The sequence below is a fragment of the Allochromatium humboldtianum genome (genome assembly GCF_013385175.1).
Lineage (GTDB): Bacteria > Pseudomonadota > Gammaproteobacteria > Chromatiales > Chromatiaceae > Thermochromatium > Thermochromatium humboldtianum.
This window is the reverse complement of the sequence record NZ_JABZEO010000003.1, coordinates 60895-81187: the sequence shown is the minus strand read 5'-3', so window position 1 is coordinate 81187 and position 20293 is coordinate 60895. Positions and strand designations below refer to the sequence as shown.

General features: G+C 65.5%; 12 protein-coding genes. 8 read left to right on the top strand and 4 right to left on the bottom strand.

Annotated elements, in window-relative coordinates:
- Window positions 1–49: 49 nt before the first annotated feature.
- Complete coding sequence (locus HW932_RS05035) at window positions 50–1948, bottom strand: LTA synthase family protein (protein ID WP_176975409.1); 1899 nt, start codon at window positions 1946–1948, stop codon at window positions 50–52.
- Window positions 1949–2175: 227 nt separating this feature from the next.
- Between HW932_RS05035 and HW932_RS05030 the strand changes: the two genes are divergently transcribed.
- Window positions 2176–5550, top strand: a complete 3375-nt coding sequence (locus HW932_RS05030; RefSeq protein WP_176975408.1) for an ABC transporter substrate-binding protein — start codon at window positions 2176–2178, stop codon at window positions 5548–5550.
- Between the two features lie 83 nt (window positions 5551–5633).
- Window positions 5634–6305: a DUF3334 family protein gene (locus HW932_RS05025; RefSeq protein WP_176975407.1), complete on the top strand. Its 672-nt coding sequence runs from the start codon at window positions 5634–5636 to the stop codon at window positions 6303–6305.
- A 65-nt stretch (window positions 6306–6370) separates the two neighbouring features.
- Here HW932_RS05025 and HW932_RS05020 read toward each other — a convergent pair whose 3' ends face one another.
- Window positions 6371–6817, bottom strand: a complete 447-nt coding sequence (locus HW932_RS05020) for a DUF2934 domain-containing protein (RefSeq protein WP_176975406.1) — start codon at window positions 6815–6817, stop codon at window positions 6371–6373.
- A gap of 213 nt (window positions 6818–7030) precedes the next feature.
- Here HW932_RS05020 and HW932_RS05015 point away from each other — a divergent pair, with 213 nt between their 5' ends.
- The 6 genes from HW932_RS05015 to HW932_RS04990 all read left to right on the top strand — a co-directional run bounded on the left by HW932_RS05015 (window position 7031) and on the right by HW932_RS04990 (window position 15847).
- Window positions 7031–8431: a glycoside hydrolase family 57 gene (locus HW932_RS05015; RefSeq protein ID WP_176975405.1), complete on the top strand. Its 1401-nt coding sequence runs from the start codon at window positions 7031–7033 to the stop codon at window positions 8429–8431.
- 11 nt (window positions 8432–8442) lie between these two features.
- Window positions 8443–9912 carry a glycosyl hydrolase family 57 gene (locus HW932_RS05010; protein ID WP_176975404.1) on the top strand — a complete coding sequence of 490 codons (1470 nt, stop codon included), beginning with the start codon at window positions 8443–8445 and terminating at the stop codon, window positions 9910–9912.
- A 519-nt stretch (window positions 9913–10431) separates the two neighbouring features.
- Window positions 10432–11514, top strand: a complete 1083-nt coding sequence (locus tag HW932_RS05005; protein WP_176975403.1) for a DUF2333 family protein — start codon at window positions 10432–10434, stop codon at window positions 11512–11514.
- Window positions 11515–11628: 114 nt separating this feature from the next.
- Window positions 11629–12288 (top strand): ABC transporter ATP-binding protein, encoded by a 660-nt coding sequence (locus tag HW932_RS05000; protein ID WP_222932249.1) that lies wholly within the window; start codon window positions 11629–11631, stop codon window positions 12286–12288.
- Complete coding sequence (locus tag HW932_RS04995) at window positions 12285–14642, top strand: FtsX-like permease family protein (protein WP_176975402.1); 2358 nt, start codon at window positions 12285–12287, stop codon at window positions 14640–14642. Before HW932_RS05000 ends, HW932_RS04995 begins: the two co-directional genes overlap by 4 nt.
- Entirely contained in the window at window positions 14639–15847 is a 1209-nt protein-coding gene (locus HW932_RS04990; RefSeq protein WP_176975401.1) for an efflux RND transporter periplasmic adaptor subunit, read from the top strand. The genes HW932_RS04995 and HW932_RS04990 overlap by 4 nt, the downstream gene beginning before the upstream one ends.
- Before the next feature lie 15 nt (window positions 15848–15862).
- Here HW932_RS04990 and HW932_RS04985 read toward each other — a convergent pair whose 3' ends face one another.
- On the bottom strand, window positions 15863–16744 hold the full coding sequence (locus HW932_RS04985; RefSeq protein WP_176975400.1) for an HDOD domain-containing protein: 882 nt from the start codon (window positions 16742–16744) through the stop codon (window positions 15863–15865).
- A gap of 147 nt (window positions 16745–16891) precedes the next feature.
- Window positions 16892–20053 (bottom strand): response regulator, encoded by a 3162-nt coding sequence (locus HW932_RS04980; RefSeq protein WP_176975399.1) that lies wholly within the window; start codon window positions 20051–20053, stop codon window positions 16892–16894.
- Between the last annotated feature and the right edge of the window lie 240 nt (window positions 20054–20293).

Here is a 20293-nt window from a genome sequence, read left to right as displayed (position 1 = left end):
GGAGTTATGACATCAAGCCGGCATGATGTCAATGAACCATCACTTCAGATCACAGCGGCGTTTGCGAACCAGACTGAACAGCGGCGGCGCGGAAGCGGCGGCTGGGTAGTTGCAGTTCGAGCAAGGCGTGCTGCTCACCGCTGAAGAGATCGGTACGCAGGGTCTCGACGGCCTGGAGCCGGCGTGCCGACTCACTGCACGCGGCGGCGTCGGTCTCGGCGCCGCGACAGACCCGATCCCCGTCCGCGCCGGCCTCGACGACGAGGTGAACGCCGGGCAGCGGACGGATGCGCCCGGACTCGCCGGTTTGCGCGGCCAGCTTGAGGATGCTCGGACGCTGATCGCCGAGCCGGTCGAGCAGTAGCGCCGGCAGTTGATAGGCCGGGATATCACCGACCGCCACAGGCCCGCGCTCCCCATCGATCAGGATGAGCGGCGTCTCGACCAGGGTGCGGAACATGGGGTCGGTGAACTCGCCGCGCTGTCTGGCCAGCAGACCGGATTCGGTATAGCCGCCGAAGTTCGGCGTCAGTGCCGGCAGATGGTCGCCGAAGAGCACGATCAGGCCGTCCGGATCGGCCGCGCGCAGCTCGCGCAGGAAGGCCATGAGTTCACGCGACTTGTAATAGAGCGTATTGGCATAGGCGGCGACGACCTCGTGCCCCTCGGCCGCCGTGATGACCGCCGGGCGGCGCTCGTTGAGCGGGTAGGGCAGATGGCCGAAATAGGTCAGCAGATAGTCGAACACCGGACGCGGGCCGCCGAGCGTCGTACCGAGCCGCTCCATGACCTGCCGGTAGAGCGAGGCGTCGCTGAGAAAGGCCTGGTTCATGTCGTCGAGCGCGAAGTCGCGATCGGTCCAGTAGGTCTCGAAGCCGAGGCGCCGATAGGCATTGACCCGGTTCCAGAAAGACGCCGCATTCGGATGCGAGGCGAGACTGTGGTAGCCGGCCTCGCCCAAGTGCGCAGGCAGACAGGGCACGTCGCGCTTGAGTCCGGTCTCGAAGAAGACGTTGTCGGCCGTCACCGGGAAGCCGCACAGGATCTCGAACTCGGTGTTGGCCGTATAGCCGCCGAAGACAGGCGCGAGCAGGTGCGAGTGTCCGGCCTGCGCCCAGAGCCGACGAAACTCGGGGTCGAGCGGATCGGCCGAGAGCCGCGAGGCGGTCAGCGCCATCGGATCCCAGAAGGACTCCAGGACGATCATGTGCAGATTGCGCTTGGGTTGGGCAAAGCCGGCGCCGGCGGTGTTCTGCACGACCTTGACGAACTCGCCGGTCCGCTCGCCCGCCACCAGCCGCAGTGCCTGATCGACCTCAGGCGCCGTCGGCGGCGGCACACGCCGCGACAGCGCGCGCGTGGTCTCCTGGAGCAGATGGATCGGCAGGCCGCGCGACTGATAGTTCGCCGGTTGATTCCAGACGGAATGCCCGAAGTGCTGATCCATCACCCGCACCAGATCGGCCGGAAAGCTGATGACCAGTCCGACGGCTGCACCGATGAGTGCCAGATTGGCCCAGGTCCAGCGACGTTTCCAGTCGACCGACCAGACGAGCAGCAGGGTCGGCACGGCCACCAGCAGCACGGCCCCGACCAGCGACCAGCCGTCGAGCAGCAGGAACATGTTGCGCGCCGCCGCGAAGTCGTCCGGCATCACGGGCGCGCCCAGGGTCGAGAGCTTCATGGCGTTGCCGAAGGTCAGCACACCGAAGACGGCCGTGGCGGCGATCATGAAGCACGTCAGCGAGCGGGCGATCGCGAACAGCACCGCGCCGAGCAGCAGATGGGCGACGAGATCACGGGTGTAAGCCGAGTCCCAGGGTTCGACCTGGAGGAAGTGGCCGCCGGCCCGGATGGCCAGCCAGTGCCAGACGAGCACGAACACGAGCGCCGCGCACCAGGACAGGACGCGCGAATGGGCACGAACGAACGAGAGCACCGATTTCATGGAGTGGGAGTCCGGCAAAGAGGGGCAAAGGCCTGTATCCACTCGAAATGCTAGCGAATCTTAACCAAATTGTCTTCGGATCTTAACGAAATCGACATTTTTTCATAATCGACACACTGACGAACCAGACACGGTCAAGTTGCCTATAATCCTCTCCTGGTACTTCTTCACCTCGATAACGCTTCGAGGCCAGAGCCGACCCTGGCCGCGCCCTGCCTGGACGATCCATGACCGACTCCACAGCCAAACCGATTCGACTGGGACTCATGAGTCCGCTGACCGGCCTGGTCTCCATCTACGGACAGGAGATCGCCTGGGCCGGGCGGATCGCCTGTGACGAGGTCAATGCCGCCGGCGGTGTCCTGGGCCGCCGGTTGGAACTGATCGTCGAGGACGACGGCAGCCTGCCGGAGACCGCCGTGCCCGCCGCCGAGCGTCTGCTCGACGAACACGGCTGCACGGCCCTGATCGGCAATCTGCTCTCCAACTCGCGCATCGCCGTGGCCAGCCAGGTCGCCGAGGCGCGTCAGGCGCCCTATCTGAACTTCTCGTTCTACGAGGGCAGCATCCAGAGTCGCTACTTCTTCCATTTCGCCGCCCTGCCCAATCAGCAGATCGAGCGCATGATCCCCTACATGGCGCGCGCGATCGGACCCAAGATGTTCTTCGCCGGCAGCAACTACGAATGGCCGCGCGGCTCGATCGACGCGGCCACGCGCGCCCTGCGCGACCTCGGCGGCGACGTGGTGGGCGAGGAATATCTGCCGCTGGGGAGCGCGCCGATCGACAAGCTCCTCGATCGCGTGCGCCGCTCGGGCGCGGACGTGTTCGTGCCCTATTTCGCCGGCGCCGAGCAGGCGCGGTTGCTGACGCGCTTCTCCCAACTCGGACTCAAACGACGCATGGCCGTGGTCATGGGGCATTACGACGAGGCCATGGCCGCCACGCTCGCGCCCGAGGTGCGCGAGGGCTTCTATTCCTGCAATACCTATTTCATGGAGCTCGACACCCCGGCCAACCAGCGCTATCTGACGGCGCTGGCCGCACTCCCCGGGGTCTCGGGGATCTGGCCCGACGGCAATGGCGTGCTGACCAATTTCGGCGAGGGCGTGTATCTGTGCGTACATGCCTTCGCCCGCGCCGCCAATCAGGCCGGTTCGCTGGAGACCCAGGCGCTGCTCGATGCGCTGGAGCACATCGAGATCGAAGGACCGCAGGGCCGGGTGCGCATGGACCCGGCGACCCATCATGCGCACGTCAACACCTATCTGGCGCGGGCCACCTTCGAGGGCCGCTTCGAGATCGTCACCACCTTCGGATGTCTGCCGCCGCATATCCCCGAGCGTTATCGTCAAGTCACGGGGCCGGTCATGCCGTCGCTGCCGGAGATCCCCCCGCTGGCCGTCGATACCGTGCAGGGGGAGGTGGGTCTGCCGGCACGCGCGCCCGGCGCCACCGACCGTATCCTGGCCAGCATCGATGTCGGTGTGCTGGCCGTCAGTGCCGACGGGGTCATCGTCGAGGCCAATCGACGCATCGCCGAGATGTTCGGCTATGCGATCCGGGAGCTGATCGGGTTGCCGCTCCAGGAGCTGATCCCGCCGTCGTTCCGTCGCACCCATGTGCTGCATGTCGAGCGCTTCCTGCATGGATCGGCATACGACCGGCGCATGAGCGAGCGCTCCGAACTCAGCGGCTATCGCAAGGACGGCTCGACCTTTCCGGTCGAGATCTCGCTGTCCAAGATCCAGGTCGAGGGCCGCTGGGTGATGGTGGCGACCATCCTCGATGTCACCGAGCGCCGGCTCGCCGAGGAGGAGCTGGTCTGGAATGCCATTCACGACCCACTCACCGGCCTGCCCAACCGGGCGATGATCCAAGAGCGTCTGGAGCGCGCCCTGCGGCGCTCGAAGCAACAGGGACAGAGTGTGGCGCTGCTGTTCATCGATCTCGACGGCTTCAAGCTCGTCAACGACAGCCACGGCCATCAGGCCGGCGACGAGCTGCTCAAGACGGTCGCGCAGCGTCTGGTCGATCATGTGCGTCCGGGCGACACCATCGGCCGGCTCGGCGGCGACGAGTTCGTGGTGCTCTGCGATCATGTCGAGAGTCCGGCGGCGGTCGCCAACCTCGCCGACCGGCTCAACGACCTGCTGCGCGAACCCGTGACGCTCTCGGGACGGCGTCTGTTCGCCTCCGCCAGCATCGGTCTGGCCATCGGTCACGGCACCACCCACAGTGCCGACGATCTGCTGCGCAATGCCGATGCGGCCATGTATCAGGCCAAGGAGCAGGGCCGCGACGGCTGGCGTTTCTTCAGCGAGGAGATCCACGAACAGGCGCGGCGGCGGCTCGACATCATCAACGGTCTGCGTCAGGCCATCGAACGCGACGAGTTCCAGGTCCGGTTCCAGCCCATCCTCTGTGCCCAGAGCCAGATCATTCGCGGCGCCGAACTCCTGTTGCGCTGGTTCCCGAGCGGAGGCGAGGTCTCCCCGGCGCATTTCGTGCCCATCGCCGAGATGAGCGGCTCGATCGTGCCGATCGGCAAGTGGGTCTTCCGTCAGGCCTGTCTGGCCGAACGCCAGTGGCGCGACCAGTTCGGCGTCGAGGCGCCCTATGTGAGCGTCAACGTCTCGGCGCGCCAGCTCAACGACGAGGCCCTGGTCGAGGAGTTCAGGGGCATGCTGGCCGAGACCGGCGCCGATCCCGAACGCATCCTGCTGGAGCTGACCGAGACCTCGCTGATGAGCGACGTCATCTTCAACCTCAGCGTGCTGAACCAGCTCGCCGGACTGGGGCTGCGGGTGGCGGTCGATGACTTCGGCACCGGCTATTCCTCCTTGGCGCAACTGCTGCGCCTGCCCTTGAGCAAGCTCAAGATCGACCGCGAGTTCGTCGACGGACTCGACAAGCGCCACGACAGCCGCGCCATCGTGCATGCCGTTTGCAGCATGGCGCGCGCCATGAACCTCAAGGTGATCGCCGAGGGGGTGGAGAACGCCAGTCAGTTCGGCTATCTGCGTGATCTGGGGTGCGACTACGTGCAGGGGTTCCATTTCTATCGCCCGCTGCCGCCCGAGGAGTTTCTCGCCCTGCTGCACGAGTCCAGCGTCGCCGGGCGTCTGGCCAGCTCGGACGATCTCTATTCGCTGCTCTATGTCAGCCAGGCCAGCCGGCCCATGAGCGCGTCCGAACTGCGGACCCTGCTCGAAAAGGCGCGCGAATCCAATCGTGCCCAGGGCATCACGGGATTCCTGCTCTATTTCAACGAATCCTTCATGCAGATCATCGAGGGGCAGCGCGCGCGGGTTCGGGCGCTGCTGGAGCAGATCCGGCGCGATCCGCGTCATCACGGCCTGCGGATCGTCTTCGAGGGCGGCATCCAGCAGCGGGCCTTCGTCGGCTGGAGCATGGGCTTCCGCGACATGGAGCACATCACCCATGCCCAGTTCCTCAAGGGCCACAATGGGCGGACGATCGACTTTCTCGAAATGGCCGAGGATCCGCGCGTCTGTTACAACTTCATCGCGGCCTTCGCGCCGGATACCAGTCAGCTTCCGACGAGCTGGGATGGGGGCCGGGACGATCCGCGACGCTGAACGCCGAATTGGCGTACTGTATGACCCGGCGGCCTAGTTTCGCCTTTTTCGTACACCACCGACCCATTCAGGAACCAAGACCCGTGGCAAAGACAAAAGCGATCTCGACCGATGACGTGTTGCTGATGCTGTGCACCTCCGTGAAGAAGGTACTCTCGGTCGCCACCCAGACCCAGCTCACCTATTCACCCATGGTGCAGAAGATCACACGCACCTGTCTGCGACCGGACATCGGCTGCTTCGTGCTCTTCGACGGCAGCTTTTCGGGCCTGGTCATCATCAACTTCTCCGCGCCGGCGGCCATGGAGCTCTATCGCGCCTACATGATGAGTATGGGGATGCCCGAGTCCGAGCTGGCCACCCAGCATACGTCCGAAGAGGTCGGCAACATGCTCGGTGAGCTGATGAATCAGATCGTCGGGGATTTCACGGGCAACGTGGGCAGTGAGCTGCTGGTCTCGATCAATCAGAACCAGCCCAAGATGCTCACCATCAACAAGGAGGTGGTGGTCAGTATCGACACCAATCTGGATCGCGCCCAGGCACGGCGCGTCTCCTTCTCGACCGCCAATCGCAACGTCTTCTACATGGAGCTGGCGATGGATCGCACCGAGTTCATCCAGCTGCATGAGTTCGAGCGCGAGGAGATCGATCCGGACCGCATCGTCGAGGAAGTCGGCCGGCAGGAGACACTGGCGAGCACGAGCAATCAGACGCTCGTCGATCAGAGTCTGCTCGACGAACTGGGACTTTAGAAACCGGACTCGCCACGCGACGGGCGGCTTCTCGCCGGGCGTGGCGAACGGTGGGGCGCTGGACTTCAGTGCCCGGTCATCACCCTGGCGCGCGCGATGAGCTCGTCGATCTCGCGCTCGGCCGCCGCCCAGTCCTCGGCCTCGTGACCGGGGGCGAAGCGGCGTTTCTCGGCCTTGTAGTAGGCCGCCTCGCGGATCATGTCCTGGCGTTTCGCCTCGGAGACCGTCGCCAGTTCGCGCAGACTGCCCTGGTGATCCGAGAGCTTGGGGGCGGTCGATGCGCTGGACTTGCCGCGCTTGGGCGTGGTTGCGGCCGGTGTCGCCGCGGACACCTTCTTGCCCGTTGACTTCGACGCGCTCTTCTTGGCCGGCACGGGCGCGGACTCGGTCATGTCAGTGGGTGCGGCAGGGGAGCGGCTGGACTCGGGAGCCGGACTCTTGAGAGCCGTGGTCTTCTTGGTAACAGCCTTTTTCGCCGCCGTCTTCTTCGTCACGATCTTGTCGTCAGCCATGTCACTCGCTTGCCTCTCGATTCGGGGTGGCAATCGATAGGATACACAACAATCGGCGCTTCGCTGCGGTTTTTGTGTCGCCCGAGATTCATCGATCGCAGCGCCGTGTCCGGATCGAGAGTGAACGAGTCATTGGTCATGCGCGCGTGATGAATCCCGGCCCCCGGCTTTGCTATCCTTGGTTCCATCCCAAGCCGTCATCGGGGAGTTCTCATGGCAACCGTCCATCACGCGCTCGTGCTGAATCTCCACCAGCCGCCGGGCAATCTCCAGGAGCTGCTGGAACACCAGACCTGGGAGGCGCGTGAGATCCTGTTCGCTCTCGATCGCATCCCGCGCAGTCTCTGGGGGCGCGAGGACCTGGCGCGCGTCCATCTGTCGCTGTCGGGAACCCTGCTGGAGACGCTGTCCGATCCGGTCTTCCAGGAGCGCGTCTACGGTATCGTCGATTGCGGCGCGCTGCTGTGGCATTTGCAGAATCAGGCGCTGTTCGAGGTCGTCGGTACCGGCTACTTCCATCCGGTGTTGCCGCTGATCCCGGAGGCCGACCGGCGCGAGCATCTGGCGCGCTGGCTCGACATCGCTCGCCATCTGTTGTGGCGTCCTCAATTCCAGGGCTTCTGGCCGCCCGAGATGGGGTTCTCGATGGAACTCATCCCGTTGCTGCGCGCCTTCGGCTATCGCTATGTCTTCGTCGACAGCGAACACGTCGAGCCGGTCACGGAGATGAGCTGGCAGGAGCTGCGCTACCGGCCGCACATCGCCCGGCATGGCGATGATGAAATCATCGTGGTGGTGCGCGACCGCGAACTCTCCGATGCCCAGGAATCGGGCATGGATGTCGACTGGTTCCTCAACGAGGTCGCCGAGCGCACCAGGTGGTGTGACTTCGCGCCCCTGGTGACGACCTGCACCGACGGCGAGAACGGCGGCTGGTTCCGCAACGTCACCGAGGGCGCGAACTTCTGGAGCGCCTTCTATCTGCCGCTGCTGGATCGGGTCGCGGCGGGCGAGGCCGACGTCCGGCCGACTTTCGTCAGCGACTATCTCGACGAGCACGGCGTGCACGGCGAGGTACGGGTGCGCACCGGGGCCTGGAACACCGGCTGGCATCACGGACGCGACTTCACCCAATGGATGGGGTCGGAGCGGCAACGTCAAGCCGTCGCCGACTTCGCCGAGGCCAGCCGCATGATCCATGACGCGCGCTGGTTCGCCGGTGAGCGTGGTGTGACCGAGGGGCCAGAGTCCGACGCGCTCGCCGAGGCGTTGTGGCATCTGCTGCGTGCCGAGACCAGTTGTAACCTCTACTGGGGCGAGTCCTGGGTGCCGCGCGCCGAGGCCGATCTGCATGCCGCGCGTCAGGCCCTGGAGCGTGCGGTGAGTCTGGCGCCGTCGCCGACGGCGCCGGAAGTCGGATCTGAAGCCGAAGCTGAAAACGAACCGGATGTCATGTCCGCGACGCTCGCACCCGAATCCGCGTCCGCCCGAAGCGCGTCGCACGACACCGAATCGGGCGTTCGCGATGCCTTGCCGACCGACCCATCCCCGGACGCCGCCGTCGAGGCCACGTCCACTCGCGGCGATGTCGACCCATCCGCCACCCAACCCTGAAGGAGCCGACCGTGAATCCCATGCCCGAATACATCGGAGACGTGCCCAATCTGTCCGGACAGGAAGCGGACGTCGCGCAGGTCGTCGCGCGCGGACGCGAGCGTGAGCTGTTCGCCAGACAGGGCGGGGTCGATTTCGGCGCCATCCGTGCCGCCACCGCCATCGCGCTGCACCAGCATCAGCCGTTGATCCCCGCCGGCGGCGCGGATCTGCACACCGCCGCGCTCATCAGCAATCTCCAGTACATGATGGAGAACCAGCACATCGGCGACAATCACAACGCGCCGACCTTCGTCTGGTGCTACAAGCGCATCGGCGAGTTCGTGCCGCAGTTGATCGGCGAGGGGCACTCGCCGCGCTGCATGCTCGAATACTCGGGCACATTGCTGCACGGGTTGCGCAAGATGGGCGAGCATCACGTCATCGACACGCTCAAGACCGTCACCTGCAATCCGGACTACAACTGGGCGGTCGAATGGCTCGGGATGCCCTGGGGCCATGCAGTCGCGCCCTCGACGCCGGTGCAGGACTACCGGCTGCACGTGCGCGCCTTCCAGCATCACTTCGCCGCCATCTTCGGCTGGGAGGCGCTGGAGCGGGTGCGCGGATTCTCGCCGTCCGAGATGGCGCTGCCCAATCATCCGGATGTCGCCTACGAGTTCGTCAAGACCCTGGTCGACTGCGGCTATCAATGGGTGCTGGTTCAGGAACACACGGTGCACCGGGTCGGCGCCGAGCAGCATCCCGAGCGCCCGCACATCCCGCATCGCTTGGTCTGCACCAATTCGCATGGCGAGACGGCGAGCATCATTGCCATCGTCAAGACCCAAGGGTCGGACACCAAGCTCGTGGCTCAGATGCAGCCCTGGTACGAAGCGCAGGGCCTGAACCGGGTCGAGCTGGCCGGCCGTTCGATCCCGCCGCTCGTGACCCAGATCGCCGACGGCGAGAACGGCGGCGTCATGATGAATGAGTTCCCGCCCAAATTCATGGAGGTGGTGCGCGCGGCCAGTCACTCGGCCACGCCGTTGATGAATGCGAGCGAATATCTGGAACATCTGTTCGCCGCCGGCGTCGAACTGTCCGATCTGCCCGAGATCCAGCCGCTGTTCCACGATCGCATCTGGGCGCGGATGCAGCCGGGCGACGGTCCCGAGAAGCTCAATCAGGTGATCGAGGAACTCAAGCGCGAGGACGGACGCTTCCACATGGAAGGCGGAAGCTGGACCAGCGACCTGTCCTGGGTCAAGGGCTACGAGAACGTGCTCGGCCCCATGGAGGAAGCCAGTTCGTGCTTCAACGAAAAGGTGCTGCGCCCCGGCGTCTCGCCCGATCATCCGGCCTACCGCAACGCGCTCTTCCATCTGATGTCGTCGCAGACCAGTTGCTACCGTTACTGGGGCCAGGGACTCTGGACCGACTATGGCCGCGAGATCTGTCGCCGCGCAGTCGAGATCGTCGAGCGAGATTTCGGGGGATGATAGAATCCACTCCTATCGAGCCTGTTGCCGTTTTGATCGTCGTCAGGCTGGAGTCAGGATTCGAGCCGTCAACTACCCCCGCCTTCAGGCGGGAACGTGTTGAAAGACAGGTTCCGGAGTTGACCAGGGGAACGCCATTGAGTCGAGGCAAGACGTTGAGATGGCTCCGTTAGCGTGGAATCCGGCGCAAGCCGGTGCAATAGGCACTCCGGAATGCTTCCTCAGTTCCGGACACTGCGGCTGGTCGTTAAACAGGCCTACGGGGTTGAAGCCAGTGCGACCACCAGGGACGGACCCGAGAGGGTGCAAAAACCCAGGCGTAACGTCCCCGAGGGGAGCGAGTCGGGAATGCCGGCCCGACTCCGTCACTAGGCCCTTACGGGCAGAGCCTTGCGGCCCGGCAGGTGGAAAGCCTGCACCTATTTTCGGCGGCGGCGAGGTCGTAGCCGCTATCCCTCCCCGCCCTGAAGGACGGGGTTTCTCGCGGAGGAACTGATGAAAATTCAACGGAGAACATGAATGGGTGTCAAAACATCCTTGAAAAACTTCAACCCTGTCCAGTCGATCAAGGATCGATTGACCCGGCTGCTGGAAGTCTACAATCCGAAGGTCTGGCGCGAGCGCGGCATGGGTTGGACCCTGGGGCTGTTCGTCGTCACCTACCTGGTCGTGGTGGTCGTTTTGGGAATGCTCTGGTCGCGTTCGCCGGAGACCTTCGACGTGCGTGCCAATGCACTGGCCACGGTCGGCGGCGACGAGAGCCGGCTGGTGACCGGCGCCTACACTGCGGCTACCGCCATCCGCATCGGCCAGACCCTGCTGGAAAAGCCCGGCGGTTTTCTGAGCAACGACATCTTCCCGCCCGGCGTCTATCTGGACAACATCCCGAACTGGGAATTCGGCGCTCTGACCGAGTTGCGCGATATAACCAATGCACTGCGCAACGAGCTGACCCGTGCGCAATCGCAGTCGGGTGAGGATCCTGATCTGCTGCTCGCCCAGCCGCAGTTCAACTACAACACCGAGTCCTGGATGTTGCCCTCGAGTGAGTCCGAATATCGTCGGGGCATCCAGGCGCTCGAAAGCTATCTGAACCGTCTCACCCGACGCGAGGCGCAATTTTTTGCACGTTCCGATAACCTGATACTCTATCTCCAGGTCGTCGAACGTCGTCTGGGCAGTCTGGCACATCGTCTGTCCCAGGCCGTGAGCGAGGATGCAGTCGAGACCGATCAGGGCGACGAAGCGGCCGCCCGCTCAGCGAATCCGGCAGGCGGCCAGTCCCTGATCACGTCCCGCACGCCTTGGTCGCAGATCGATGACGTCTTCTTCGAGGCACGCGGTTACACCTGGGCCTTGCTGCATGTGCTCCAGGGGCTGTCTCTCGACTTCGAGCCCATGCTCAAGAGCAAGAACGCTCTGGTTTCGGTCAATCAGATCATATTCAAGCTTCAGGAAACCCAGAAGCCGATCTGGAGTCCGCTGATCCTCAACGGCACGGGCTTCGGCCCCATGGCCAACCACTCGCTGGTCATGGCTTCCTACATCGCGCGTGCCAATGCGGCGGTCATCGACCTGCGTCGTCTGCTGGAGCAGGGCTGATCCTCGCGTGAAATGAGTGGATCGCGTGGTTCGGCCCCGCGACCCATTCAGGGTCACGACAGCGAGTCTGCCGCGCCTGTGTTCCAGGCGCGCGGACTCACCAAGGTCTATGTCATGGGCGAGGTGCGGGTCGAGGCCCTGCGGGGCGTCGATCTCGATCTCTATCCGGGCGAACTGGCGGTGCTGCTTGGACCATCGGGCAGCGGCAAGTCGACACTGCTCAATATCCTGGGTGGTCTGGATTCGCCAACCGGCGGTCAGGTGATCGCCGCCGGGCGCGATCTGACTCAGGCCGGAGAGCGGGCGCTGACCGCCTTTCGCCGTCAGGTCGTCGGCTTCGTCTTCCAGTTCTACAACCTCATCCCCAGTCTCACCGCACGCGAGAACGTCGCCATCGTCACCGAGATCGCCGAAGATCCGATGACGCCCGAGGCGGCGCTCGATCTGGTGGGGCTCGGCGCGCGTCTCGATCATTTCCCCGCTCAGCTCTCGGGCGGCGAGCAGCAGCGCGTGGCCATCGCGCGCGCCATCGCCAAGCGTCCGCGCGTGCTCCTGTGCGACGAGCCGACCGGGGCGCTGGATTCGACCACGGGCGTGCGGGTGCTGGAGGTGCTGGAGCGGGTCAACCGTGAGCTGGGCACGACGACCGCCGTCATCACCCACAATGCCGCCATCGCGGCCATGGCGGATCGCGTGATCCTGATGGCCGATGGGCGGATTCAGTCGGTGCGCACCAATCCCGAGCGGGTCGCCCCGCGCGAGATCCACTGGTGAGCGCGCTCGACCGTAAGCTTTGGCGTGAACTCTGGAACCAGCGCGGTCAAGTGCTGGCCATCGCCGTGGTAATCGCCGGCGGGGTGTCGACGCTGCTGATGTCGCTGGCCACGCTCGATTCGCTGACCCTGACGCGCGATGCCTTCTATCGCGACTATCGCTTCGCCGAGGTCTTCGTCTCGCTCAAGCGCGCGCCCGAGTCGCTGCGCGAGCCGATCGCGGCCATTCCAGGCGTCCGGCAGGTCGAGACGCGGGTGGCGGCGGCGGTCAATCTGGACATCCCGGACTTCGCCGATCCGGCCACTGGGGTGCTGGTCTCGCTGCCCGAGCGTGACGGACTCAACCAGCTCCATCTGCTCGCCGGTCGGCTGCCCGAGCCGGGTCGCGACGACGAGACCGTGGTCAGCCAGGCGTTCGCCGAGGCGCATGAGTTCGAACCGGGCGCGCATCTGTCGGCGATCATCGACGGACGTCTCCAGCGCCTGACGATCGTCGGCATCGCCGTCTCGCCCGAGTACATCTATCAGATCAAGCCGGGCGATCTCTTTCCCGATTTCGCGCGCCACGGCGTGCTCTGGATGAACCGCGAGCCGCTGGCGCGCGCCTATGACATGGATGGCGCCTTCAATGATCTGCTGCTGACACTCACCCGCGAAGGGCGTCCCAAAGACGTGATCGAGCGGCTGGACGTCCTGCTCGAACCCTATGGCGGTCTGGGCGCGATCGAGCGCTCGGATCAGCTCTCGGACCGTTATCTCGATGCCGAACTGGAACAGCTCGCCGGTATGGCACGGCTCATCCCCGGTGTCTTCCTCGGCGTGGCGGCCTTTCTGCTCAACGTGGTGCTGGGGCGTCTGATCGGCGCCCAGCGCGACCAGATCGCCATCCTCAAGGCGTTCGGCTACAGCGCCCGGCAGATCGGCGGGCACTATGTGCGCTGGGCGCTGGTGATCATCCTGCTCGGACTGGTCATCGGCCTGGGGGCCGGACTCTGGTTCGGACTGGCGATGGCGGAACTCTATCGCGGCTTCTTCTACTTTCCCTATCTGGAGTTCAGTCTGCGCCCGCCGGTGATTGCGCTGGCCGCTGTGGTGACGCTGGGCGCCGGACTCACCGGCACGCTCGCCGCCGTTCGCCGCGCCGTGCGTCTGCCGCCGGCCGAGGCGATGCAGCCCGAGCCGCCGCCGCGCTATCGGCCCACGCTGGTCGAGCGGTTCGGACTTCAGCGCTTTCTGAGCCAGCCGACGCGCATGATCCTGCGCCACATCGAGCGCCGTCCGCTCAAGTCGCTGCTCTCGATCCTGGGGATCGGTCTGGCCTGCGGCATCCTGATGGTCGGGCGCTTCCAGGAAGGGGCGTTGGACTATCTGATCCAGGTCCAGTACGGGCTGGCGCAGCGCGACGATCTAACCGTCACTTTCAGCGAGCCGACCTCCCGTCGGGTGGTGCTCGAACTGGGCGCGCGGCCCGGCGTCGACTGGGCTGAGCCGACCCGTCAGGTCGCGGTGCGTCTGCGTCAGGCCAATGCTAGTCAGTCGACGGCGATCCAGGGGCTGGAACCGGACAGCCGCTTGCGGCGCATCCTCGACGATCGGCTCCAGGTTCAGAGACTGCCCGCCGAGGGACTGGTCCTGAGCGATCAGCTCGCACAGTTGCTCGGTGTTGGCGTGGGTGATCGGGTCGAGGTCGAGATCCTGGAGGGACGGCGCGAGCGGCATCGGGTCGTGGTCGCGGGGCTGGTGCGCGAGTTCACCGGCCTTTCGGCCTATATGGATCTGGAGGCGCTCAACCGGCTGCTCGGCGAGGGCGAGGCCGTGACCGGCGCGCTGCTCGCGGTCGAGCCAGGGGCGCGCGATCGGCTGGTGGCCGAATTGAAGGCCGCGCCACGGGTGGCGGGCGTGACCGACCGGCTCACAGCGATTCAGAGCTTCATGGATTCGATGACCGAGATCGTGCTGAGCTTTGCCTTCGTCAGCACGCTCCTGGCCGGCAGCATCGCCTTCGGCGTGGTCTACAATGATGCGCGCATCACGCTCACCGAGCGCGCGCGTGAACTGGCGACACTGCGGGTGCTAGGCTTCAGCCTCGGCGAGATCACGGCGATCCTGCTGGGCGAGCTGGCGCTCCTGACCGCCATCGCCATCCCGGTCGGATTCGGCATCGGCTGGGGGCTGATCGCGCTCATCGTGCGCGGTATCGAGTCCGAACTCTATCGGATACCGCTGATCCTGGAGCCGAGCGTGTTCGCCTTCGCGGCGAGCGTCATCCTGGTCGCCGCGCTCCTGTCGGGCCTGCTGGTCGCGCGCCGTCTGCGCCGGCTGGATCTGGTCGCCGTACTCAAGACTCGCGAATGAACGTCAAAGGTCTGCTCATCCGTCGTCGTGTCGGCCAGCTACTGGGAGCCGTGGCGCTGCTCGCGCTCCTGATCTGGGGTTTCCGTCCCGTGCCGCGTCTGGTTGACGTCGAACCCGTCACGCGCGGTCCGCTGGCCGTCACCCTGGTGGCCGAGGGCCGCACGCGCGTCGTCGAGCGCTATCGGATCTCGGCGCCGGTCGATGGTCAGTTGCAGCGGCTGGAACTGGAGGTCGGCGATCCGGTTCGGGCCGGGCAGGTGATCGCCGTTCTCGACGCCCAGGTCTCGCCGGTGCTGGATCGGCGCAGTCAGGAACGCGCCCGTGCGCGGTTGGCGAGCGCCGAGTCCGATCTGGCCGCAACCCACGCGGCGGTGACGGCGGCCGAGGCGTCGTCGAATCTGGCGCGGATGGAACTGGAGCGCATCGAGCATCTGGCCGGACAGGGGATGGTCTCGCGCACCCAGCTCGATCAGTCGCGCGCCGAGTCGCTTGGTCGCGATGCGGAACTGGAGGCGGCGCGCTTTCGCGTCCAGAGCGCCGAGCGCGATCGACTGGCTGCATTGGCGGAACTGGAATATGCCGGAGAATTGGCGGCGGGGGAACAGGGGCAGCTGGAACTCAGAGCGCCGATCGCCGGCGTCGTGCTCAAGCGCGAGTCCGAGAGTGCGCGCGTCGTTCACGCCGGTGATCCGATCCTGGAACTCGGCGATCCGCGTGCGCTGGAGATCGAGGTCGATGTGCTCTCAGCCGACGCCGTGCGGCTGGCGGTCGGGATGCGGGTCCGGATCGAACGCTGGGGGCAGTCCAGTCCCCTGGAGGCCAGGATCAAGCGGATCGAGCCGGTCGCCTTCACCAAGATCTCGGCACTCGGCGTCGAAGAGCAACGGGTCTGGGTCATCGCCGAACTGCTTGCGCCCCAAACTGACTGGACGCGGCTGGGCGACGGCTATCGAGTCAACGCCCGTTTCGTACTCTGGGAGGCCGAAGACGTGCTCCAGGCGCCGACCTCCAGCCTGTTTCGGCACGGCGAGGGCTGGGCGCTGTTTCGAGCGGTCGACGGACGCGCCCGTCTCACCCCGATCGAGATCGGACGGCGCGGCGCACTCCAGACTGAGTTGAGACGCGGCGTCGAGGTCGGTGCATCCGTGATCGTCCACCCCGATCGCGAGCTGGCCGACGGAACACGCATCACGCCACGCCAGTGATGTTCAGAGGCCAACTCACCAGCCGCCATTCACGGCCTGCCGGCAGAGCGCCTCCCATTCCGGCTCGCCGATGTCGAGCATATTCCCGGCCTGATCGCGGTACTCCAGCATCTCGGCCGTCTCATCGGTGCCGTTGGCCAGGGCGACGAGATAATGCGCCAGCTGCCCGAGCGCGATCAGGCGCGGGATGCGCCGATCCTCGGCCTCCAGATGGCGTGTGCCGTGATGATGCAGGATCGCCAGCGCGATGAACTCAGGCAGCTTCCAGTTGTTCGCCAGCAGGAACCCGACCACCGTGTGATCCGTGCCGAGCGTGGCGCGCTCGTGGATCAGCAGCTCGCTGGGCGTGCTGTCGGCGCGGAAACTCCACTCAGCGATGTAGTTGTCGGTGACATTGGCGAAGATGAGACTGCCGACATCATGCATGATGCCGAACAGATAGGCCTCGTCCTCGCCGATGTCCGGCGTCAGACGCGCCACGGCGGTGACGATGCGCGCCGTCCCCAGGATCGACTCCCAGAGTACGCGCACCGGCCCCTGATTGACCTCCAGCAGACGGTTGATCGCCTCGGCCGTCACCAGATTTGTCAGACGCGCCAGCCCCAGGAGCCCGGCGGCCTGATGGACGCCGGCCACCTGCGCCGGCAGATTGAACGCCGGCGAGTTGACGACGCGCAACACCTGCCCGGTCAGCACCGGATCCAGGGCGATGAGGTCCGAGGCTGCCTTGAGATCCGGCTCGGGGCGTGTCAGCTCGCGACGCAGGGCCATCACCACGTCAGGGATCTGGGGTACGGGTGCGCGGCGCACCACGTTCAGCGCGGCCTCGAACACCGGCTTGGACGGATAGAGCGAGCGATTCGAGGTCTGGCGTTGGGCAAGGGCTTGAGCGGTCATGGCGACTCAGCGCGCTCCATGGAGAAAATGAGATCGATTTATACTGGATAGTGTTTTCTCGCGCCCAAACCAAGCGCGGTTTTGTGATCCTGTTCTCGATTCGATCGCCCCCGGCGCAGGGACCGCACATCACCGAAAGCTGTCACCTCAGAGCGAGTGTGCCGGTGCAGACTCGGACTGGATGCGTTCCACGAGTTCGAGTGCTTCCTCGAACTCGAATCCAAGCAGGTGGCGCTCGACACGCTCGAACGACTCTCCGAGACTCGACTGCAACAGGGACCGCTCGCTGCGCAGGAGCGCGATGGCCTGAGTGTCGTTCTCGCGCAGCCGGGCGATGAGTGTTGCGATCAGACGTTCCTGCTGTTCCCGGTGATCGGGGGAGGCGGACGGAATCGACGCCGTTTCGGTCTTGGACGCTGTGTGCCGTTCTGCCAGCGCCTGGGTCAGGGGCGCGAAAGCCGTCGCGATCCGGTCGATCGCTGTGCGAATCGACTTGGCCTGGAGATCGGGATCGGCCTTGAGCATGGCATCCAGCCGGGTGGCGGCCTCGGCGATCTCGTTCGCGCCCAGCGTGGCCGAGACGCCCTTGAGGGTATGCGCCAGTTCGCGCACGCTCGCCTTGCTCCCGGACTCCAGCGCCCTGCTCATCTTGCGCGTGTCGTCGCGATGGTTGTCGGCGAAACGTTGCAGCAGCGCGAGATATTTCGTCTGGTTGTCGCTCATGACCGCCAGGCCCTGTGCCGGATTCAGACCCGGCAACGTGCTCAGCCGCGCGATGGCGGCCTCGGTGTCGGGTCCAGGCGGCGCCGGGGGCGCGCTGACCGGGCCGGAGGCCGGAATCCGATCGGACTCGGTCTTGGGCAGCCAGCGCAGCAGCGTCTCGAACAGATCGCGCGGTGAGACCGGCTTGGGCACGAAGTCATTCATGCCGGCCTCCAGACAGTGCCGGCGGTCCTCCTGGAAGGCATTGGCGGTCATGGCCAGGATCGGTTTGTCGCGCCAGCCCGACAGTCTGCGGATGAGGCGGGTCGCTTCCAGTCCATCCATGACCGGCATCTGCACGTCCATCAGGATCAGCGCGTGCCGGCCCGTCATGGCCAGCTCGACGGCTTCGCGCCCGTTCTCGGCGGTATCGACCTGTAGCCCGACGGCCTGTAGCAGATCCAGCGCGACCTCGCGGTTGACGGCATTGTCCTCGGCCAGGATCAGGCGGGCGCCGGCATGGTGCGCGCGCAGTCGCTGTTCGGCCAGCGCATGGGCTTCGGACACGTCGTTCGAATCACCCTGTCCGCGTCCGAGCCGCACCTGGAGCCAGAAGGTGCTGCCCACGCCCGGCGTGCTCTCGGCGCCGGTCTCGCCGCCCATGAGTTGGGCCAGCTGCATGTTGATGGCCAGCCCCAGTCCGGTGCCCCCATAGCGGCGCGTGGTCGAGCTGTCGGCCTGCGAGAAGGCCCGGAACAGGCTCGCGAGCTGCTCGGGTGCGATGCCGATCCCCGTGTCCGCGACCTCGAAGCGTACCAGGACGCCGCTGTCGTCCTCGGCGACGGGCCGGGCGCGCAGCACGACCGAGCCGCGCTCGGTGAACTTGACGGCGTTGCTGGCATAGTTGAGCAGAATCTGACGCAGACGTGTGACATCGCCATGCAGCCAGCGCGGCAGGCCGGTGCTCTCGATGGTCAGTGTCAGCCCCTTGGACTGGGCTGCATCGGCCACCAGCGAGCGCACCTGATCGAGCAGGGATTCGAGGACGAAGTCGGCATTCTCAAGTTGCAGCCGTCCGGACTCGATCCGGGAGAGATCCAGGATGTCGTTGAGGATGGCGAGCAGATGGCGCGTGGCGCTCTCGATCTTGCCCAGACGTTCGTTCTGCGTCGCCGTCACGCCATCGCGGCGCAGCAGATGCGTCAGTCCCAGGATGGCATTCATGGGGGTGCGGATCTCGTGGCTCATGTTGGCCAGGAAGGCGCTCTTGGCGCGCGTGGCGCTTTCGGCCAGTTCGGCGCGGTGTGCCAGCTCGACTTCCATCCGGCGCAGTTCCAGGGTACGGGCCGCGACGAGTTCCTCTAGATGGGCGCGTTGCTGGAGCTGCTGGCGCTGGCGCAACAGGTAGAGTCCGGTGACGCTCATGAAGATGGCCAGGAGTCCGGCGAGCGTGATCCAGATGGAGCGCTGGACGAACCCGGTGAGGATCTCGTTGTGATCCATCTTGGCGAGCAGAAACCATGAGGTTCCGGGAATGGGGACGACGATTCCCATGACGGGCTGCCGGCGATCGTCGAGGCCGGTGACGATCGCGCCGGGTTCGGCGGCCGCCGCCCACATCCAGTGGGCTGGTGAGTCGGGGTCGTCGAATGACTGATAACGGGAGACGGACTCGGATCGCAGAGACGCGACCTGCCCCAGAACCAGGAGCCGATCACCATCACGCCAGAAGAGCAGGGTCTCGACCGTCTGGCCGATCTCCGGGCCGGCCATGGCCTTTTCGTTCAGCCAGTATTCGGGGTCGCCATGCAGGACGACCACAGGGGCGGGCCGGGTCTGGGCGAGTGGGACGAGGAAGTCGAGCCGTGGATTGTCGCGCAGACCCAGATAGGGATCGATGCGATGGATCTGACCATCCGAGCTGGCCGTTGCGGCCGCGCTCAGTACTCTGGAGGCCAGTCTGGGCGGCGCTTCGTGACTGGACCAGAGCGTCCGGCCCAGCGGGTCGAGCAGGGTGATGGCGCCGAAGGTGTGTGAACCGATGAATTGTTGCAGCCGCTCCTGGAGCTGCCGGCCGGATTCGGCATCGCCCTGGCGCCAGTCCTCGTAGAGCCGGGCCAGAAAGAGGCTGGTGTGAATGAAACGGGCGTCCTTCTCGCGCTCCCAGAGCCAATTCTCGATCTGATTCTGCTTGAGTATGGCCATGGCCCGCAGGCGTTCGGCCTGATCGGAGCGTTCATGGTGGTGATTGTGGACGATGCCCCCCGCCGTCAGAGCCGCCAGCGTACCGGCGAGCACGAGGAACGGCCACCACTGGAAGCGCACCATGGCCGTGCCGTTCGGTTTGGCTCCGCGGGCGACGCTCAGGTCATTGGGCGACCGCAGCAGCGCATGGAGCAGTGCGGCGGTGACGGCCACGAAGAGGATTCCCTTGAGCGCGCTGGCCAGGGCGAGCTGGGCGGCATCCTGGAGCAGATGCTCCAAAAGCAGATCCGACACCAACACCCAGAGACTGGCGAACACGGCATAGAGCAGCACGGAACCCAGGGTGCGGCGGTTGGACGGTGGCGGATTGACAGAGGGCTGGGTTCCTTGGGTATCGACCATGATCTCGGGCTGCCAGGTTGGACGGGCGCGAAGCTCGCCGGATGGGCGGATCTCCTGAGTCTCGTCGAAGCGGCGGACTCTGGTGTGAGGCGCTGAGATTGCCCGCCAACTCGATGAAAAACTGTGACGAATGCCTCAAAAGGATAGCAATCCTTGGTTCGGCTGGTGCAATATCCCCCATATTTCAGAGAAAGTTCCAACGCGCGGGCACAGCGCCCCCGCGCCAACGAATCCCGAATC

Bases quoted from the DNA above. Each gene is read 5' to 3' on its own strand.
- HW932_RS05035 (WP_176975409.1), bottom strand. From the start codon at position 1,948: ATGAAATCGGTGCTCTCGTTCGTTCGTGCCCATTCGCGCGTCCTGTCC.
- HW932_RS04990 (WP_176975401.1), top strand. From the start codon at position 14,639: ATGAACGTCAAAGGTCTGCTCATCCGTCGTCGTGTCGGCCAGCTACTG.
- HW932_RS05015 (WP_176975405.1), top strand. From the start codon at position 7,031: ATGGCAACCGTCCATCACGCGCTCGTGCTGAATCTCCACCAGCCGCCG.
- HW932_RS05030 (WP_176975408.1), top strand. From the start codon at position 2,176: ATGACCGACTCCACAGCCAAACCGATTCGACTGGGACTCATGAGTCCG.
- HW932_RS05020 (WP_176975406.1), bottom strand. From the start codon at position 6,817: ATGGCTGACGACAAGATCGTGACGAAGAAGACGGCGGCGAAAAAGGCT.
- HW932_RS04985 (WP_176975400.1), bottom strand. From the start codon at position 16,744: ATGACCGCTCAAGCCCTTGCCCAACGCCAGACCTCGAATCGCTCGCTC.
- HW932_RS05000 (WP_222932249.1), top strand. From the start codon at position 11,629: ATGGGCGAGGTGCGGGTCGAGGCCCTGCGGGGCGTCGATCTCGATCTC.
- HW932_RS04980 (WP_176975399.1), bottom strand. From the start codon at position 20,053: ATGGTCGATACCCAAGGAACCCAGCCCTCTGTCAATCCGCCACCGTCC.
- HW932_RS05005 (WP_176975403.1), top strand. From the start codon at position 10,432: ATGGGTGTCAAAACATCCTTGAAAAACTTCAACCCTGTCCAGTCGATC.